General features: G+C 66.3%; 9 protein-coding genes and 3 rRNA genes. 5 read left to right on the top strand and 7 right to left on the bottom strand.

Annotation, left to right across the window (positions count from 1 at the left end; genetic code table 11):
- The first annotated feature begins 4 nt into the window (after window positions 1-4).
- Genes N5875_RS23905 through N5875_RS23890 form a run of 4 tightly spaced genes read left to right on the top strand, consistent with a single transcriptional unit; the run spans window position 5 to window position 4,199 of the window.
- A complete protein-coding gene (locus N5875_RS23905; protein ID WP_338495835.1) occupies window positions 5-697 on the top strand; it encodes a DUF4129 domain-containing protein in 693 nt (230 codons plus the stop codon).
- Entirely contained in the window at window positions 694-1,896 is a 1,203-nt protein-coding gene (locus tag N5875_RS23900; RefSeq protein ID WP_338495833.1) for a DUF4350 domain-containing protein, read from the top strand. Before N5875_RS23905 ends, N5875_RS23900 begins: the two co-directional genes overlap by 4 nt.
- The gene (locus N5875_RS23895; RefSeq protein ID WP_318210096.1) at window positions 1,893-2,876 is read left to right on the top strand and encodes a MoxR family ATPase; all 984 of its coding nucleotides are present in this window, start codon (window positions 1,893-1,895) and stop codon (window positions 2,874-2,876) included. The genes N5875_RS23900 and N5875_RS23895 overlap by 4 nt, the downstream gene beginning before the upstream one ends.
- A 12-nt stretch (window positions 2,877-2,888) precedes the next feature.
- Window positions 2,889-4,199 (top strand): DUF58 domain-containing protein, encoded by a 1,311-nt coding sequence (locus N5875_RS23890; RefSeq protein ID WP_338495831.1) that lies wholly within the window; start codon window positions 2,889-2,891, stop codon window positions 4,197-4,199.
- Window positions 4,200-4,269: 70 nt separating this feature from the next.
- Here the strand turns inward: N5875_RS23890 and N5875_RS23885 are convergent, their stop codons facing one another.
- From N5875_RS23885 to N5875_RS23865, 5 genes are all read right to left on the bottom strand, one after another.
- Window positions 4,270-4,773, bottom strand: coding sequence for a hypothetical protein (locus N5875_RS23885; protein ID WP_318210098.1), 504 nt, complete (start codon window positions 4,771-4,773; stop codon window positions 4,270-4,272).
- A gap of 195 nt (window positions 4,774-4,968) precedes the next feature.
- Window positions 4,969-5,085: ribosomal RNA gene (gene rrf, locus N5875_RS23880) — 5S ribosomal RNA — on the bottom strand.
- A gap of 73 nt (window positions 5,086-5,158) precedes the next feature.
- Window positions 5,159-8,277 (bottom strand): 23S ribosomal RNA (locus N5875_RS23875).
- 287 nt (window positions 8,278-8,564) lie between these two features.
- A 16S ribosomal RNA gene (locus N5875_RS23870) occupies window positions 8,565-10,090 on the bottom strand.
- Together the 16S, 23S and 5S rRNA genes form the textbook arrangement of a ribosomal RNA operon.
- A gap of 591 nt (window positions 10,091-10,681) precedes the next feature.
- Window positions 10,682-11,689 (bottom strand): stage II sporulation protein M, encoded by a 1,008-nt coding sequence (locus tag N5875_RS23865; protein WP_338495828.1) that lies wholly within the window; start codon window positions 11,687-11,689, stop codon window positions 10,682-10,684.
- Window positions 11,690-11,808: 119 nt separating this feature from the next.
- Between N5875_RS23865 and N5875_RS23860 the strand changes: the two genes are divergently transcribed.
- Window positions 11,809-12,771 carry an RDD family protein gene (locus N5875_RS23860; RefSeq protein ID WP_318210100.1) on the top strand — a complete coding sequence of 321 codons (963 nt, stop codon included), beginning with the start codon at window positions 11,809-11,811 and terminating at the stop codon, window positions 12,769-12,771.
- 3 nt (window positions 12,772-12,774) lie between these two features.
- On the opposite strand, the gene N5875_RS23855 is transcribed toward N5875_RS23860, so the two are convergent.
- Both N5875_RS23855 and ahcY read right to left on the bottom strand, forming a co-directional pair.
- Window positions 12,775-13,389, bottom strand: coding sequence for a hypothetical protein (locus tag N5875_RS23855; RefSeq protein WP_318210101.1), 615 nt, complete (start codon window positions 13,387-13,389; stop codon window positions 12,775-12,777).
- Between the two features lie 186 nt (window positions 13,390-13,575).
- Window positions 13,576-15,030 carry an adenosylhomocysteinase gene (ahcY, locus tag N5875_RS23850; RefSeq protein WP_318210102.1) on the bottom strand — a complete coding sequence of 485 codons (1,455 nt, stop codon included), beginning with the start codon at window positions 15,028-15,030 and terminating at the stop codon, window positions 13,576-13,578.
- Window positions 15,031-15,111: the final 81 nt, after the last annotated feature.

The following is a 15,111-nucleotide window of genomic DNA, read 5'->3' as shown; positions in this document are numbered from 1 at the left end:
TGCCGTGACGGTCACGGGGGGAACGACCACGGCACTGGCGCGGCTCGGCGCCGACGACGACATCCCGGTGGACATCTCCCGCGTCCCCGCCCAGGAGGCGGCGGAGCGGGAGCTGTCCAAGCCGATGTACCACGAGAACGACCCGAACCTCCTCCAGCGCGGCCTCGACCGCTTCTGGGAGTGGGTCGGCGACCTCTTCGAGGCCGCGTCGGGTGCCGCCCCCGGCGGCGTGATCGGCCTCGTCGTGGTCGTCCTGCTCGTGATCGCCGCGGTCGCCGCCCTCTGGTGGCGCCTCGGCACCCCCCACCGCGCACCGGGCACCACCGGCGACTCCCTCTTCGCGGACGGCCCCCGCACCGCCCGCGACCACCGGGCAGCCGCCGCCCGCCACGCCTCCGCCGGCCGCTGGAACCAGGCCGTCCAGGAACGCACGCGGGCCATCGTCCGCTCCCTCGAGGAACGCGCCCTGCTCGATCCCCGCCCCGGCCGCACCGCGGACGAGGCCGCCGCCGAAGCGAGCCGCTCCCTGCCCTCCCACGCGGACGACCTGCGCCTCGCCGTCCGCGTCTTCGACGACGTCACATACGGCGGCCGCGCCGCCGACGGGCCGGCGTACCGCCGCATCGAGGAGCTGGACACGGCCCTGGAGCACACCCGTCCCGTCCTCGACACCGCCTCCACGGGGACACCCGCATGAGCCGCCCGGCCACCAGCACGACGTCCACCGCCCTCTCCGCCCGCCGGCTCTGGGCCCGAGCCCGCGGCGCGGCCCTCGTCCTCGCCCTGATCGTCATCGGTGGCCTCGCCCTCGCGACGCTGCGGTCCTCCGATGCCCATGGCTCCCTCGACCCCCGTTCCGCCGACCCGAACGGCAGCCGGGCCGTCGCCGAACTCCTCACGTCCCATGGCATCGAGCTCACCCTCGCCACCACCCTCGACGAGGCCACAACGGCGACCGACCCCGACGCGACGCTCCTGGTCACCACCCCCGACCTGCTGACGCGGTCTCAGCAGTCCACGCTCCGCCGGGCCATGACGGACTCCACCGGCCGCACGGTCCTCGTCGGCGCGGGGCAGCCCTCCCTCGACACCCTCGTCCCAGGAGTCACCAGCTCCACCAGCGCCCCCGTGGAGAACCGCGCCCCCTCCTGCACCCTGGCGGAGGCCACCCGCGCCGGCAGCGTCGACCTCGGCGGCGAGCGCTACGTCACCACCCCCGGCACCACCGCGGACTCCTGCTACCTCTCCGAAGGCCTGCCAACGCTGCTCCGCCTCCCCGGGCCGGACACCACCGACACCGTCCTGCTCGGCTCGCCCGACATCCTCTACAACAAGCGTCTCGACCAGCAGGGCAACGCCTCGCTCGCCCTGCAACTCCTCGGCTCCCGGCCCCATGTCGTCTGGTACCTCCCCTCCCTGACCGATGCCTCCGCCGCCGCCGACGCACCCGACGACAGCACCACGGGCAACTTCCTCTCCCTCATCCCCTCCGGCTGGCTGTGGGGCACACTCCAGCTCGCGATCGCGGCCCTGCTCGCCGCCATCTGGCGCGGCCGCCGCCTCGGCCCCCTGGTGACCGAACGCCTCCCCGTCGCCCTCCGCGCCTCCGAGGCCACCGAGGGCCGCGCCCGCCTCTACCGCAAGGCGAACGCCCGCGACCGCGCCGCCTCGGTGCTGCGCACCGCGACCCGCACCCGGATCGCCCCGCTGCTCGGCGTCCCCGTCCAGGACGCCCACTCCGCCGATCGTCTCCTCCCCGCACTCTCCGCCCGGCTCCCCGAGACCACTGCGGACCCCCGACACCTCCTCTTCGGCCCGGCTCCCGCCGACGACGCCGCTCTCATCCGCCTGGCGGACCAACTCGACGCCCTCGAAAGAGAGGTACGCACCTCATGAGCGCCCCGACCCCCGAGACCGCCACGAACTCGGACCGCGCCCGCGCCTCCCTGGAGGCCCTGCGCACCGAGATCGGAAAGGCCGTGGTCGGCCAGGACCCCGCCGTCACCGGTCTCGTCGTCGCCCTGCTCTGCCGCGGACACGTCCTCCTCGAAGGCGTGCCCGGCGTCGCGAAGACCCTGCTGGTCCGCTCGCTCGCCGCCGCCCTCGAACTCGACACCAAGCGCGTCCAGTTCACCCCCGACCTCATGCCGAGCGACGTGACCGGCTCCCTGGTCTACGACACCCGGACCTCCGAGTTCTCCTTCCAGCCCGGCCCGGTCTTCACGAACCTCCTGCTCGCCGACGAGATCAACCGCACGCCCCCGAAGACCCAGGCCTCCCTCCTGGAGGCGATGGAAGAGCGCCAGGTCACGGTCGACGGCACCCCGCGCCCCCTGCCCGAACCCTTCCTGGTGGCCGCGACCCAGAACCCCGTCGAGTACGAGGGCACCTATCCCCTCCCCGAGGCCCAACTGGACCGCTTCCTCCTGAAGCTGACGGTCCCACTGCCCTCCCGCGCGGACGAGATCCAGGTCCTCACCCGTCACGCCGAGGGCTTCGACCCCCGCGACCTCAAGGCCGCCGGCGTCCGCCCCGTCGCGGGTCCCGCCGCGCTCGAAGCCGCCCGGGCCGCCGTCGCGAAGGTCTCGACCTCCGCCGAGATCGCCGGCTATGTCGTCGATATCTGTCGTGCCACGCGTGAATCCCCCTCACTCACGCTCGGGGTCTCCCCCCGAGGCGCCACCGCCCTGCTCTCCACCGCCCGCGCCTGGGCCTGGCTCACCGGCCGGGACTACGTCACCCCCGACGATGTGAAGGCCCTCGCTCTCCCCACCCTGCGTCATCGCATCCACCTGCGGCCCGAGGCCGAGATGGAGGGAGTCACCCCCGACTCCGTCATCAACTCGATCCTCGCCCACGTCCCCGTCCCCCGCTGAGAACGGCGCCCCATGGCCCTCACCGGACGAACAGCGCTGATCGCCGCCCTCGGATCGCTCCCCGTCGGCATCTTCGCCCCCAGCTGGGCGGGGATGCTCGCGGTGAACGCGCCTCTCTCCCTCGCAATTCTGTGCGACTACGCCCTGGCGGCGCCAGTACGAACGCTCCAATTCACCCGAAGTGGTGATACATCCGTTCGACTCGGTGACGCGGCCACCCTCCAGCTCACCGTCACCAACCGGTCCCGCCGCCGCCTCCGCGCCCAGCTCCGCGACGCCTGGCCGCCCAGCAGCTGTCTCCCCGGCACCGAACAGGCCTCCTCGCGCCACCGCTTGACGGTCCCCGCAGGCGAACGCCGCCGCCTCACCACAAGCCTGCGCCCGACCCGCCGCGGCGACCGCCGGGCCGAGCGCGTCACGGTCCGCTCGTACGGCCCCCTGGGCCTTGCGGCCCGTCAGGGAAACCACGAGGTCCCCTGGACCGTCCGCGTCCTGCCCCCGTTCACCAGCCGCAAGCACCTGCCGTCCCGCCTGGCCCGACTCCGTGAACTCGACGGCCGTACGAGCGTGCTGACGCGCGGTGAGGGCACGGAGTTCGACAGCCTCCGCGAGTACGTCCCCGGCGACGACACCCGCTCGATCGACTGGCGTGCCACCGCCCGCCAGACCACGGTCGCGGTCCGCACCTGGCGCCCCGAACGCGACCGCCACATCCTGATCGTCCTCGACACCGGCCGCACATCGGCCGGCCGTGTCGGCGACGTCCCCCGTCTGGACGCCTCCATGGACGCGGCCCTCCTCCTCACCGCGCTCGCGTCCCGCGCCGGTGACCGCGTGGACCTCCTGGCCTACGACCGGCAACTCCGCGCCCAGGTCCAGGGCCGCTCCGCCGGCGACGTCCTGCCCGCCGTGGTCAACGCCCTCGCCCCGCTCGAACCCGAGCTGGTGGAGACCGACGCCCGCGGCCTGGCCGCAACGGCCCTCGCGCGCGCTCCCCGCCGCTCACTGATCGTCCTCCTGACGAGCCTCGACTCCGCTCCGATCGAGGAGGGCCTCCTCCCGGTGCTGCCGCAGCTCGCCCAGCGCCACACGGTCCTGCTCGCCGCGGTCTCCGACCCTCACATCGCCCGCATGGCGACGACCCGCGGCACGATCGAGGGCGTCTACGAGGCCGCGGCGGCTGCCCAGACCCAGTCCCAGCGTTCCCGCACCGCGGACCAGCTCCGCCGCCACGGCGTCACGGTCGTCGACGCCTCCCCCGACACCCTCGCGCCCGCCCTGGCGGACGCCTACCTCGCCCTGAAAGCAGCCGGCCGCCTCTAGAGCCGCACGCACCGATGGCCGGCACGGCGAGCAACGCCGACCGGCCATCGATCACGCATGGCGCCCCGACTCAACGGAACACGACGGAGGCCTCCCCAGCCGCGGCACTGAAGGATCCCGGGCACAGGAACGAGCCCGATACCTTGGTGGCCGTGAAGGGGGTGTTCACATACTTCCTGGTGGCCCCGTCCCGCTTCCAGACGATGTTCGTCACCTTGTAGCGACAGGAGACGAACGACTGATTTCCAGTGAGGTCGATGACGTCGGTCGTCGCCGTACCTGCGACGTCATCGAAGGTGAAGGCCGGATTGTTGTTGAGCGAGGCGGTGATGCCCCCGCCGCAGGTCAGATTCCCGCCAGGCTTGTTGATCGTGGCCCGGTCGACGGTGAGCGCGCTCGGCGGAGTCGCACTGGCATCGGCGCCGGTCCAACTGCAGGTGTTCCCAGAGACGACCATCACGCCGTCGACCTCCGCGCCGGCCGCCGCGCCGCTCGCATGGGCCGACGTGGGAACACCGATGCCGACCGCCATCACCAGCGCGGCCAAGCCAGTCAGGGTGGGGGTGTACTTCATGTCGCTCTCCTTGCCACAGCTTGTGGGTGGGGGGAACCCAAGCCGCTCGGCAGAGCCGCCTGGATTCGGAGTGCGCCACGGAGCGTGTCACAACCATCGCGAGATGTCATGGCCACATCAATCATTGGCTGAAAGTAGCCCAACGCAAAAATGCCTCAACCCCCGGACAGAGTCCGGGGGTTGAGGCTAAAAATTGTTCGGCGGCGTCCTACTCTCCCACAGGGTCCCCCCTGCAGTACCATCGGCGCTGAAAGGCTTAGCTTCCGGGTTCGGAATGTAACCGGGCGTTTCCCTAACGCTATGACCACCGAAACTCTATGAAGTTAACCAACCGGATGACAACACGGTCGTTACTTCAGAACTAACACAGTGGACGCGAGCAACTGAGGACAAGCCCTCGGCCTATTAGTACCGGTCAGCTCCACCCATTACTGGGCTTCCACATCCGGCCTATCAACCCAGTCGTCTACTGGGAGCCTTACCCTCTCAAGGAGGTGGGAATACTCATCTCGAAGCAGGCTTCCCGCTTAGATGCTTTCAGCGGTTATCCCTCCCGAACGTAGCCAACCAGCCATGCCCTTGGCAGGACAACTGGCACACCAGAGGTTCGTCCGTCCCGGTCCTCTCGTACTAGGGACAGCCCTTCTCAATATTCCTACGCGCACAGCGGATAGGGACCGAACTGTCTCACGACGTTCTAAACCCAGCTCGCGTACCGCTTTAATGGGCGAACAGCCCAACCCTTGGGACCGACTCCAGCCCCAGGATGCGACGAGCCGACATCGAGGTGCCAAACCATCCCGTCGATATGGACTCTTGGGGAAGATCAGCCTGTTATCCCCGGGGTACCTTTTATCCGTTGAGCGACGGCGCTTCCACAAGCCACCGCCGGATCACTAGTCCCGACTTTCGTCCCTGCTCGACCCGTCGGTCTCACAGTCAAGCTCCCTTGTGCACTTACACTCAACACCTGATTGCCAACCAGGCTGAGGGAACCTTTGGGCGCCTCCGTTACCCTTTGGGAGGCAACCGCCCCAGTTAAACTACCCATCAGACACTGTCCCTGATCCGGATCACGGACCGAGGTTAGACATCCAGCACGACCAGAGTGGTATTTCAACGGCGACTCCACCATGACTGGCGTCACGGCTTCAAAGTCTCCCACCTATCCTACACAAGCCGAACCGAACACCAATATCAAACTGTAGTAAAGGTCCCGGGGTCTTTCCGTCCTGCTGCGCGAAACGAGCATCTTTACTCGTAGTGCAATTTCACCGGGCCTATGGTTGAGACAGTCGAGAAGTCGTTACGCCATTCGTGCAGGTCGGAACTTACCCGACAAGGAATTTCGCTACCTTAGGATGGTTATAGTTACCACCGCCGTTTACTGGCGCTTAAGTTCTCAGCTTCGCCACACCGAAATGTGACTAACCGGTCCCCTTAACGTTCCAGCACCGGGCAGGCGTCAGTCCGTATACATCGCCTTACGGCTTCGCACGGACCTGTGTTTTTAGTAAACAGTCGCTTCTCGCTGGTCTCTGCGGCCACCCCCAGCTCACGGAGTAAATCCGATCACCAGACGTGGCCCCCCTTCTCCCGAAGTTACGGGGGCATTTTGCCGAGTTCCTTAACCATAGTTCACCCGAACGCCTCGGTATTCTCTACCTGACCACCTGAGTCGGTTTAGGGTACGGGCCGCCATGAAACTCGCTAGAGGCTTTTCTCGACAGCATAGGATCATCCACTTCACCACAATCGGCTCGGCATCAGGTCTCAGGCTATGTGCTGTCCGGATTTACCTGGACAACGCCCTACACCCTTACCCCGGGACTACCACCGCCCGGGCTGGACTACCTTCCTGCGTCACCCCATCGCTTACCTACTACCACCTTGGGTCAGCGGCTCCACCACTTTCCTTTCCCCGAAGGGTCCGGAACGGCTTCACGGCCTTAGCATTAATGGGCTCGATATTGGGCGTTTCAAAGCGGGTACCGGAATATCAACCGGTTGTCCATCGACTACGCCTGTCGGCCTCGCCTTAGGTCCCGACTTACCCTGGGCAGATCAGCTTGACCCAGGAACCCTTAGTCAATCGGCGCACACGTTTCTCACGTGTGTATCGCTACTCATGCCTGCATTCTCACTCGTGAACCGTCCACAACTCGCTTCCGCGGCTGCTTCACCCGGCACACGACGCTCCCCTACCCATCACAGCGGGCGTTGGCCCTATTGCTGCAATGACACGACTTCGGCGGTACGCTTGAGCCCCGCTACATTGTCGGCGCGGAATCACTTGACCAGTGAGCTATTACGCACTCTTTCAAGGGTGGCTGCTTCTAAGCCAACCTCCTGGTTGTCTCTGCGACTCCACATCCTTTCCCACTTAGCGTACGCTTAGGGGCCTTAGTCGATGCTCTGGGCTGTTTCCCTCTCGACCATGGAGCTTATCCCCCACAGTCTCACTGCCGTGCTCTCACTTACCGGCATTCGGAGTTTGGCTAAGGTCAGTAACCCGGTAGGGCCCATCGCCTATCCAGTGCTCTACCTCCGGCAAGAAACACACGACGCTGCACCTAAATGCATTTCGGGGAGAACCAGCTATCACGGAGTTTGATTGGCCTTTCACCCCTAACCACAGGTCATCCCCCAGGTTTTCAACCCTGGTGGGTTCGGTCCTCCACGAAGTCTTACCTCCGCTTCAACCTGCCCATGGCTAGATCACTCCGCTTCGGGTCTTGAGCGCGCTACTGAATCGCCCTATTCGGACTCGCTTTCGCTACGGCTTCCCCACACGGGTTAACCTCGCAACGCACCGCAAACTCGCAGGCTCATTCTTCAAAAGGCACGCAGTCACGAGATACAGCAAGCTGTATCCGACGCTCCCACGGCTTGTAGGCACACGGTTTCAGGTACTATTTCACTCCGCTCCCGCGGTACTTTTCACCATTCCCTCACGGTACTATCCGCTATCGGTCACCAGGGAATATTTAGGCTTAGCGGGTGGTCCCGCCAGATTCACACGGGATTTCTCGGGCCCCGTGCTACTTGGGTGTCTCTCAAACGAGCCGTCAATGTTTCAGCTACGGGGGTCTTACCCTCTACGCCGGACCTTTCGCATGTCCTTCGCCTACATCAACGGTTTCTGACTCGTCTCACAGCCGGCAGACTGTGAAAGAGAGATCCCACAACCCCGCATGCGCAACCCCTGCCGGGTATCACACGCATACGGTTTGGCCTCATCCGGTTTCGCTCGCCACTACTCCCGGAATCACGGTTGTTTTCTCTTCCTGAGGGTACTGAGATGTTTCACTTCCCCTCGTTCCCTCCACATGCCCTATGTGTTCAGGCATGGGTGACAGCCCATGACGACTGCCGGGTTTCCCCATTCGGAAACCCCCGGATCAAAGCCTGGTTGACGGCTCCCCGGGGACTATCGTGGCCTCCCACGTCCTTCATCGGTTCCTGGTGCCAAGGCATCCACCGTGCGCCCTTAAAAACTTGGCCACAGATGCTCGCGTCCACTGTGTAGTTCTCAAGCAACGACCAGCCACCCATCACCCTGACTCCGAAGAATCAAGTTCACTGGGGCCGGCATCGCGAAGATACAAACCTTACGGCCGTACCCTCAGACACCCAACAACGTGCCAAGCACAGTCCGTTCCTCGATCCCGTTTTCCACGCCGAAGCAGTACTAACGGTTTCTCGGAGAGAGACTGTGCCAACTAATCAACGTTCCACCCATGAGCTGACCGTGCAGAACGTTTGTCTGCAATCGGTACTGTGCTCCTTAGAAAGGAGGTGATCCAGCCGCACCTTCCGGTACGGCTACCTTGTTACGACTTCGTCCCAATCGCCAGTCCCACCTTCGACAGCTCCCTCCCACAAGGGGTTGGGCCACCGGCTTCGGGTGTTACCGACTTTCGTGACGTGACGGGCGGTGTGTACAAGGCCCGGGAACGTATTCACCGCAGCAATGCTGATCTGCGATTACTAGCAACTCCGACTTCATGGGGTCGAGTTGCAGACCCCAATCCGAACTGAGACCGGCTTTTTGAGATTCGCTCCGCCTCACGGCATCGCAGCTCTTTGTACCGGCCATTGTAGCACGTGTGCAGCCCAAGACATAAGGGGCATGATGACTTGACGTCGTCCCCACCTTCCTCCGAGTTGACCCCGGCGGTCTCCTGTGAGTCCCCATCACCCCGAAGGGCATGCTGGCAACACAGGACAAGGGTTGCGCTCGTTGCGGGACTTAACCCAACATCTCACGACACGAGCTGACGACAGCCATGCACCACCTGTATACCGACCACAAGGGGGGCACTATCTCTAATGCTTTCCGGTATATGTCAAGCCTTGGTAAGGTTCTTCGCGTTGCGTCGAATTAAGCCACATGCTCCGCTGCTTGTGCGGGCCCCCGTCAATTCCTTTGAGTTTTAGCCTTGCGGCCGTACTCCCCAGGCGGGGAACTTAATGCGTTAGCTGCGGCACCGACGACGTGGAATGTCGCCAACACCTAGTTCCCAACGTTTACGGCGTGGACTACCAGGGTATCTAATCCTGTTCGCTCCCCACGCTTTCGCTCCTCAGCGTCAGTAATGGCCCAGAGATCCGCCTTCGCCACCGGTGTTCCTCCTGATATCTGCGCATTTCACCGCTACACCAGGAATTCCGATCTCCCCTACCACACTCTAGCCTGCCCGTATCGGATGCAGACCCGGGGTTAAGCCCCGGGCTTTCACACCCGACGTGACAAGCCGCCTACGAGCTCTTTACGCCCAATAATTCCGGACAACGCTTGCGCCCTACGTATTACCGCGGCTGCTGGCACGTAGTTAGCCGGCGCTTCTTCTGCAGGTACCGTCACTTTCGCTTCTTCCCTGCTGAAAGAGGTTTACAACCCGAAGGCCGTCATCCCTCACGCGGCGTCGCTGCATCAGGCTTTCGCCCATTGTGCAATATTCCCCACTGCTGCCTCCCGTAGGAGTCTGGGCCGTGTCTCAGTCCCAGTGTGGCCGGTCGCCCTCTCAGGCCGGCTACCCGTCGTCGCCTTGGTAGGCCATTACCCCACCAACAAGCTGATAGGCCGCGGGCTCATCCTTCACCGCCGGAGCTTTCAACCAGCTCCCATGCGGAAGCCGGTGTTATCCGGTATTAGACCCCGTTTCCAGGGCTTGTCCCAGAGTGAAGGGCAGATTGCCCACGTGTTACTCACCCGTTCGCCACTAATCCACCCCGAAGGGCTTCATCGTTCGACTTGCATGTGTTAAGCACGCCGCCAGCGTTCGTCCTGAGCCAGGATCAAACTCTCCGTGAATGTTTACCGGATATCCGGTTGCACACTCGCGTTGAGCGGGACAGTCAGGCCGGAATAAGGCCGACTGTCCACAGCGTCCTCGCTGTGTATGTTGCCTACCCGCCACAAGGGCCGGCAGGACTTTCAAAGGAACCTCGCCATCCGAAGATGGACGGGGTATCAACTAATCTGGCGTTGATTTTTGGCACGCTGTTGAGTTCTCAAGGAACGGACGCTTCCTTTGTACTCACCCTCTCGGGCTTTCCTCCGGGCTTCCCTTCGATCTTGCGTTTCCGACTCTATCAGATCTTTCCGATCCGATTTCCTCGGTGCTTTCCGGTCCCTTTTGCTTTCGCGCTGGGGGCCTTTCGGCGGTTCCGACTTTATCAGAATCATTTGGGCCGACCTAATCGGCGGCTTTCTTGATTCGAATAAGAATCGGAGTGACTCCGTGGAATCGAATTCCCGACCGGAGTGAGTGAGACTCTACTTGATCGCTGCCGAACTGTCCAGTTCTAGGCAACCGTTTAAATCTACCTCCCCACGGCCGCCATGTCAATGGCTTTTGTGGGCACCGGGAGACACTAGCAGGTCAGCGGGGTCGTACGCACATCAGGCGGCGGTGGGGAGCTGGGCGCTGCGGTCGGGCTCCTCGAGGTCGCCCTGATCGCCTGCGCGGGCGGCGCGGCCGCCGAGGACGTAGACGTAGGCGAGGAAGACCAGCTCAGCGACGATGCCGATGGTGATGCGGGCCCAGGTCGGCAGGCCGGACGGGGTGACGAAGCCTTCGATCAGGCCGGAGACGAAGAGGACCAGAGCCAGGCCGAGGGCCATGCCGACCGCGGCACGGCCGCGTTCCGCGAGGGCTGTGCGGCGGGTGGTGGGGCCGGGGTCGATGACCGTCCAGCCGAGGCGGAGGCCCGTGCCGGCGGCGACGAAGACGGCGGTCAGTTCGAGCAGGCCGTGGGGAAGGATCAGGCCCAGGAAGACGTCGAGGCGGCCCGCGGAGGACATCAGGCCGATGCCGACGCCGACGTTCAGCATGTTCACGAAGAGGATCCAGAGCACCGGGATGCCCAGGAAGGCGCCCAGGACCAGGCACATGGCGGCGGCCTGGGCGTTGTTCGTCCAGACCTGGGCGGCGAAGGACGCTGCCGGGTTGCTGGAGTAGTACGCCTCGTACTGGCCGCCGGGGCGGGTCATCTCGCGGAGATCGGCGGGGGCGCCGATCGCGGCCTGGACCTCGGGGTGCGTACCGATCCACCAGCCGATCAGGGCGGCGAGCAGGGTGGAGAGGACGGCGGTGGGGACCCACCAGTGGCGGGAGCGGTAGACGGCCGCGGGGAAGCCGGCCGTGAGGAAACGGGCCGCGTCGCGCCACGAGGAGCGGCGGGTACCGGTGACGGTGGCGCGGGCGCGGGCCACGAGCTGGGTGAGCCGGGCCGTGAGCATGGGGTCCGGGGCGCTCGACTGCACGATCGAGAGATGGGTGGCCGTGCGCTGGTACAGGGACACGAGTTCGTCGGCTTCGGCCCCGGTGAGCTTGCCGCCCCGGCGCAGGAGGTGGTCGAGGCGTTCCCACTCGGCGCGGTGGGCGGTGACGTAGACGTCGAGGTCCATGATCGGCTGCTGCTCCAGGCATCGGCTGCGGACGGTTCCGTACTGCTGCGGCGCGCTGCGGGTCAGCTTGGCAGACTGGCGTTCGGAGGGGTCGGGAAGGTCGGAGAAGGGTGGGTGCCGTGAGTGACGTGGTGACCGGGGATGCCGTCGTACTGGGGTTGCAGCCGGCGCGGCTCCCGAGCCGGGCGTTGGCGGTGCTCATCGACCTGGTGGTGGTCTGGACCGCGTATCTGCTGGTCACGCTCGGGCTCGCGGTCGCCACCGCGTCGCTCGACGAGGCGGCGGTGATGGCGGTGTCCATCGCCTCCTTCCTGCTGATCCTGGTGGGGGCGCCGATCGCGGTGGAGACGCTGTCCCACGGGCGGTCGCTGGGGAAGCTGGCCTGTGGGCTTCGTGTGGTGCGCGACGACGGGGGGCCGATCCGGTTCCGGCACGCGCTCGTGCGGGGGGCGATGGGGGTCGTGGAGATCCTGATGACGTTCGGGGTCGTCGCCTGTGTCGCGTCGCTCGTGTCGGAGCGGGGGCGACGGCTCGGGGATGTCTTCGCGGGGACGCTTGTCGTGCGGGAGCGGATACCTGCGGCGCGGGTGCTCGCCGTGCCTCCGCCGCCGCCGTGGCTGGTGGGGCGTTTCGCCGGGCTGGATCTTTCGGCGGTGCCCGAGTCCCTGTGGCTGGAGATACGTCAGTACCTCACGCGGGCGCGTGAGCTGGACCCGGTGGTGGGGCGGCAGCTCGCGGAGCGGCTGGCCGACGAGCTGGTGGCGCGGACCGGGACGCCTCCGCCGCCGGGAGTGCCGGCCGACGCGTATCTGGCGGGGGTGGTGGCCGAGCGGCAGGCGCGGGAGGCTCGGCGGGCCTTCGGCTCCGCGGGAGTCACCGGGATGCGTGGGGTGGCCGGGATGCCGGGGGCGGGTGGCGTGGTCGGGGCGAGTGGGGCTGTGGGGGTGCCGGCGCCGGGCGTAGTTCCTCCCGTCGCGCCTTCGCCGGTGGCACCTCCGGCTGTTGCGCCGGGTGGTGCCTCCCCCGTTTCCGACGGTCGGGAGGCCGCGGCGCCCGCCACCGGGTTCACTCCGCCCGCCTGATCGTCAGGGGAAGACCGACGGCGGGGTCTCCAGGGCTTCGAGTTCGATGCCGGGGGCGGCGAGGACCACGTCGCCGGCGATGTGGACGGTGTGCCGCTCGCCCGTGTCCAGGGCGCTGACCTGGTACTCGTCCACCATCAGAGGGCCGTTGTCAGTGGCGTGCGCTTCACTTTTCAGCAGGGCCCAGGACTGGTCGACCGTGAGGGGGGCGAGCACCGGGTCCGTGAAGGCGACGAGCCTGACACGGGTCTCGGGGGAATCGGGGGTGAGACGCAGCAGTCGCGTGAGCGCGACGAGGAACGCCGGGGAGGTGCCGGTGAAGGCATGGGCGCGCACATTGCCTTCGGTGGCGTGGGTTCCGGTGGGGTCCGTACGGACCCAGGTGACGCCGTCGAGGGCCGCACCGCGGACCTGCCAGCCGGCGGCGTGGAGTTCGAGGCGGATGGGGCGGCCGAGTTCGTCGACGGCCAGGTCGACGGAGCCCTGATGGTCGCCCGAGGGGGTGGTGACCTGTGAGACGTAGCGCCAGCCGGAGGGGCCGGGCGCGCAGTGGAAGTGCTCGTCACCGAGGGGGGTGTGATCGTGCGGGTCATGGAGCGAATAACGGCCGCGGGGCATGGGGCGGGTCCTCGGGACGGGGGCTTCGGGGCGTGAGCTGGGGCCTGTCCGGCCCTGATCTCCGCCGGACGGGCCCTGGGACGGGGCAGGCCCCCCGGCACGGGGGTGCGGGGGGCCTGCCTGATTCCTCTACGGGTGTCCGGGACGGCGCCGCGTCAGCGCGCGGGCGCGACGCCGCCCGTGGCATCAGTAGCGGTAGTGGTCCGGCTTGAACGGGCCCTCGACCTCGACGCCGATGTAGGCGGCCTGCTCGGGACGGAGGGTCGTCAGCTTGACGCCGAGGGCGTCCAGGTGAAGACGGGCGACCTTCTCGTCGAGGTGCTTGGGCAGCACGTACACGTCGGTCGGGTACTCCTGCGGCTTCGTGTAGAGCTCGATCTGGGCCAGGGTCTGGTCCGCGAACGAGTTCGACATGACGAAGGAGGGGTGACCGGTCGCGTTGCCCAGGTTGAGCAGGCGGCCCTCGGACAGCACGATGAGGACCTTGCCGTCGGGGTACGTCCAGGTGTGGACCTGCGGCTTGACCTCGTCCTTGACGATGCCCGGGGTCTTGGCGAGGCCGGCCATGTCGATCTCGTTGTCGAAGTGGCCGATGTTGCCGACGATGGCCTGGTGCTTCATCTTGGCCATGTCCGCGGCCATGATGATGTCCTTGTTGCCGGTCGTGGTGATGAAGATGTCGGCCTTCTCCACGACCTCGTCCAGGGTCGTGACCTGGTAGCCGTCCATCGCCGCCTGGAGCGCGCAGATCGGGTCGATCTCGGTGACGATCACGCGGGCGCCCTGGCCGCGCAGCGACTCGGCGCAGCCCTTGCCGACGTCGCCGTAGCCGCAGACGACCACGGTCTTGCCGCCGATGAGGACGTCGGTGGCGCGGTTGATGCCGTCGATGAGGGAGTGGCGGCAGCCGTACTTGTTGTCGAACTTCGACTTCGTCACGGCGTCGTTCACGTTGATCGCCGGGAAGAGGAGGGAGCCGGCCTGGTGCATCTCGTACAGGCGGTGGACGCCGGTGGTGGTCTCCTCGGTGACGCCGCGGATCTCGGACGCCAGCTGGGTCCACTTCTGCGGGTTCTCGCCGAGGGTGCGGTTGAGGAGACGGAGGATGTAGCCGTACTCCTCGCTGTCCGCGGTGGCCGGGTCCGGGGCGGAGCCGGCCTTCTCGAACTCGACGCCCTTGTGGACGAGGAGGGTGGCGTCACCGCCGTCGTCGAGGATCATGTTCGGGCCGCCGGTGGGCGAGTTCGGCCAGGTGAGGGCCTGCTCGGTGCACCACCAGTACTCCTCGAGGGTCTCGCCCTTCCAGGCGAAGACCGGGACGCCCTGCGGGTTCTCCGGGGTGCCGTTCGGGCCGACGGCGATGGCCGCGGCGGCGTGGTCCTGGGTGGAGAAGATGTTGCAGGAGGCCCAGCGGACCTCGGCGCCGAGGGCGACCAGGGTCTCGATGAGGACGGCGGTCTGCACGGTCATGTGCAGCGAGCCGGTGACGCGGGCGCCCGCGAGGGGCTGCTGCTCGGCGTACTCACGGCGGATGGACATCAGGCCGGGCATCTCGTGCTCGGCGAGGGTGATCTCCTTGCGGCCGAAGGCGGCCAGGGAGAGGTCGGCGACCTTGAAGTCCTGGTGGGCGGCAGTCGTCATGACTGAGCTGCTCCTCGTGTGTTGGCGTGCGAGGGTCGGTTGGGGCGCCGGGCACCACGGAGGTTCCCTGGACACACGAAT

Source organism: Streptomyces sp. SJL17-4, assembly GCF_036826855.1.
Taxonomy (GTDB): Bacteria; Actinomycetota; Actinomycetes; order Streptomycetales; family Streptomycetaceae; genus Streptomyces.
The sequence above is the reverse complement of the archived record's forward strand: the minus strand, read 5'-3'. Positions and strand labels throughout refer to the sequence as shown.

What these genes read in the sequence shown, in the direction of transcription:
- N5875_RS23900 (WP_338495833.1), top strand. Translation starts at nt 694, where the DNA reads ATGAGCCGCCCGGCCACCAGCACGACGTCCACCGCCCTCTCCGCCCGC.
- N5875_RS23865 (WP_338495828.1), bottom strand. Translation starts at nt 11,689, where the DNA reads ATGGACCTCGACGTCTACGTCACCGCCCACCGCGCCGAGTGGGAACGC.
- N5875_RS23895 (WP_318210096.1), top strand. Translation starts at nt 1,893, where the DNA reads ATGAGCGCCCCGACCCCCGAGACCGCCACGAACTCGGACCGCGCCCGC.
- ahcY (WP_318210102.1), bottom strand. Translation starts at nt 15,030, where the DNA reads ATGACGACTGCCGCCCACCAGGACTTCAAGGTCGCCGACCTCTCCCTG.
- N5875_RS23855 (WP_318210101.1), bottom strand. Translation starts at nt 13,389, where the DNA reads ATGCCCCGCGGCCGTTATTCGCTCCATGACCCGCACGATCACACCCCC.
- N5875_RS23885 (WP_318210098.1), bottom strand. Translation starts at nt 4,773, where the DNA reads ATGAAGTACACCCCCACCCTGACTGGCTTGGCCGCGCTGGTGATGGCG.
- N5875_RS23890 (WP_338495831.1), top strand. Translation starts at nt 2,889, where the DNA reads ATGGCCCTCACCGGACGAACAGCGCTGATCGCCGCCCTCGGATCGCTC.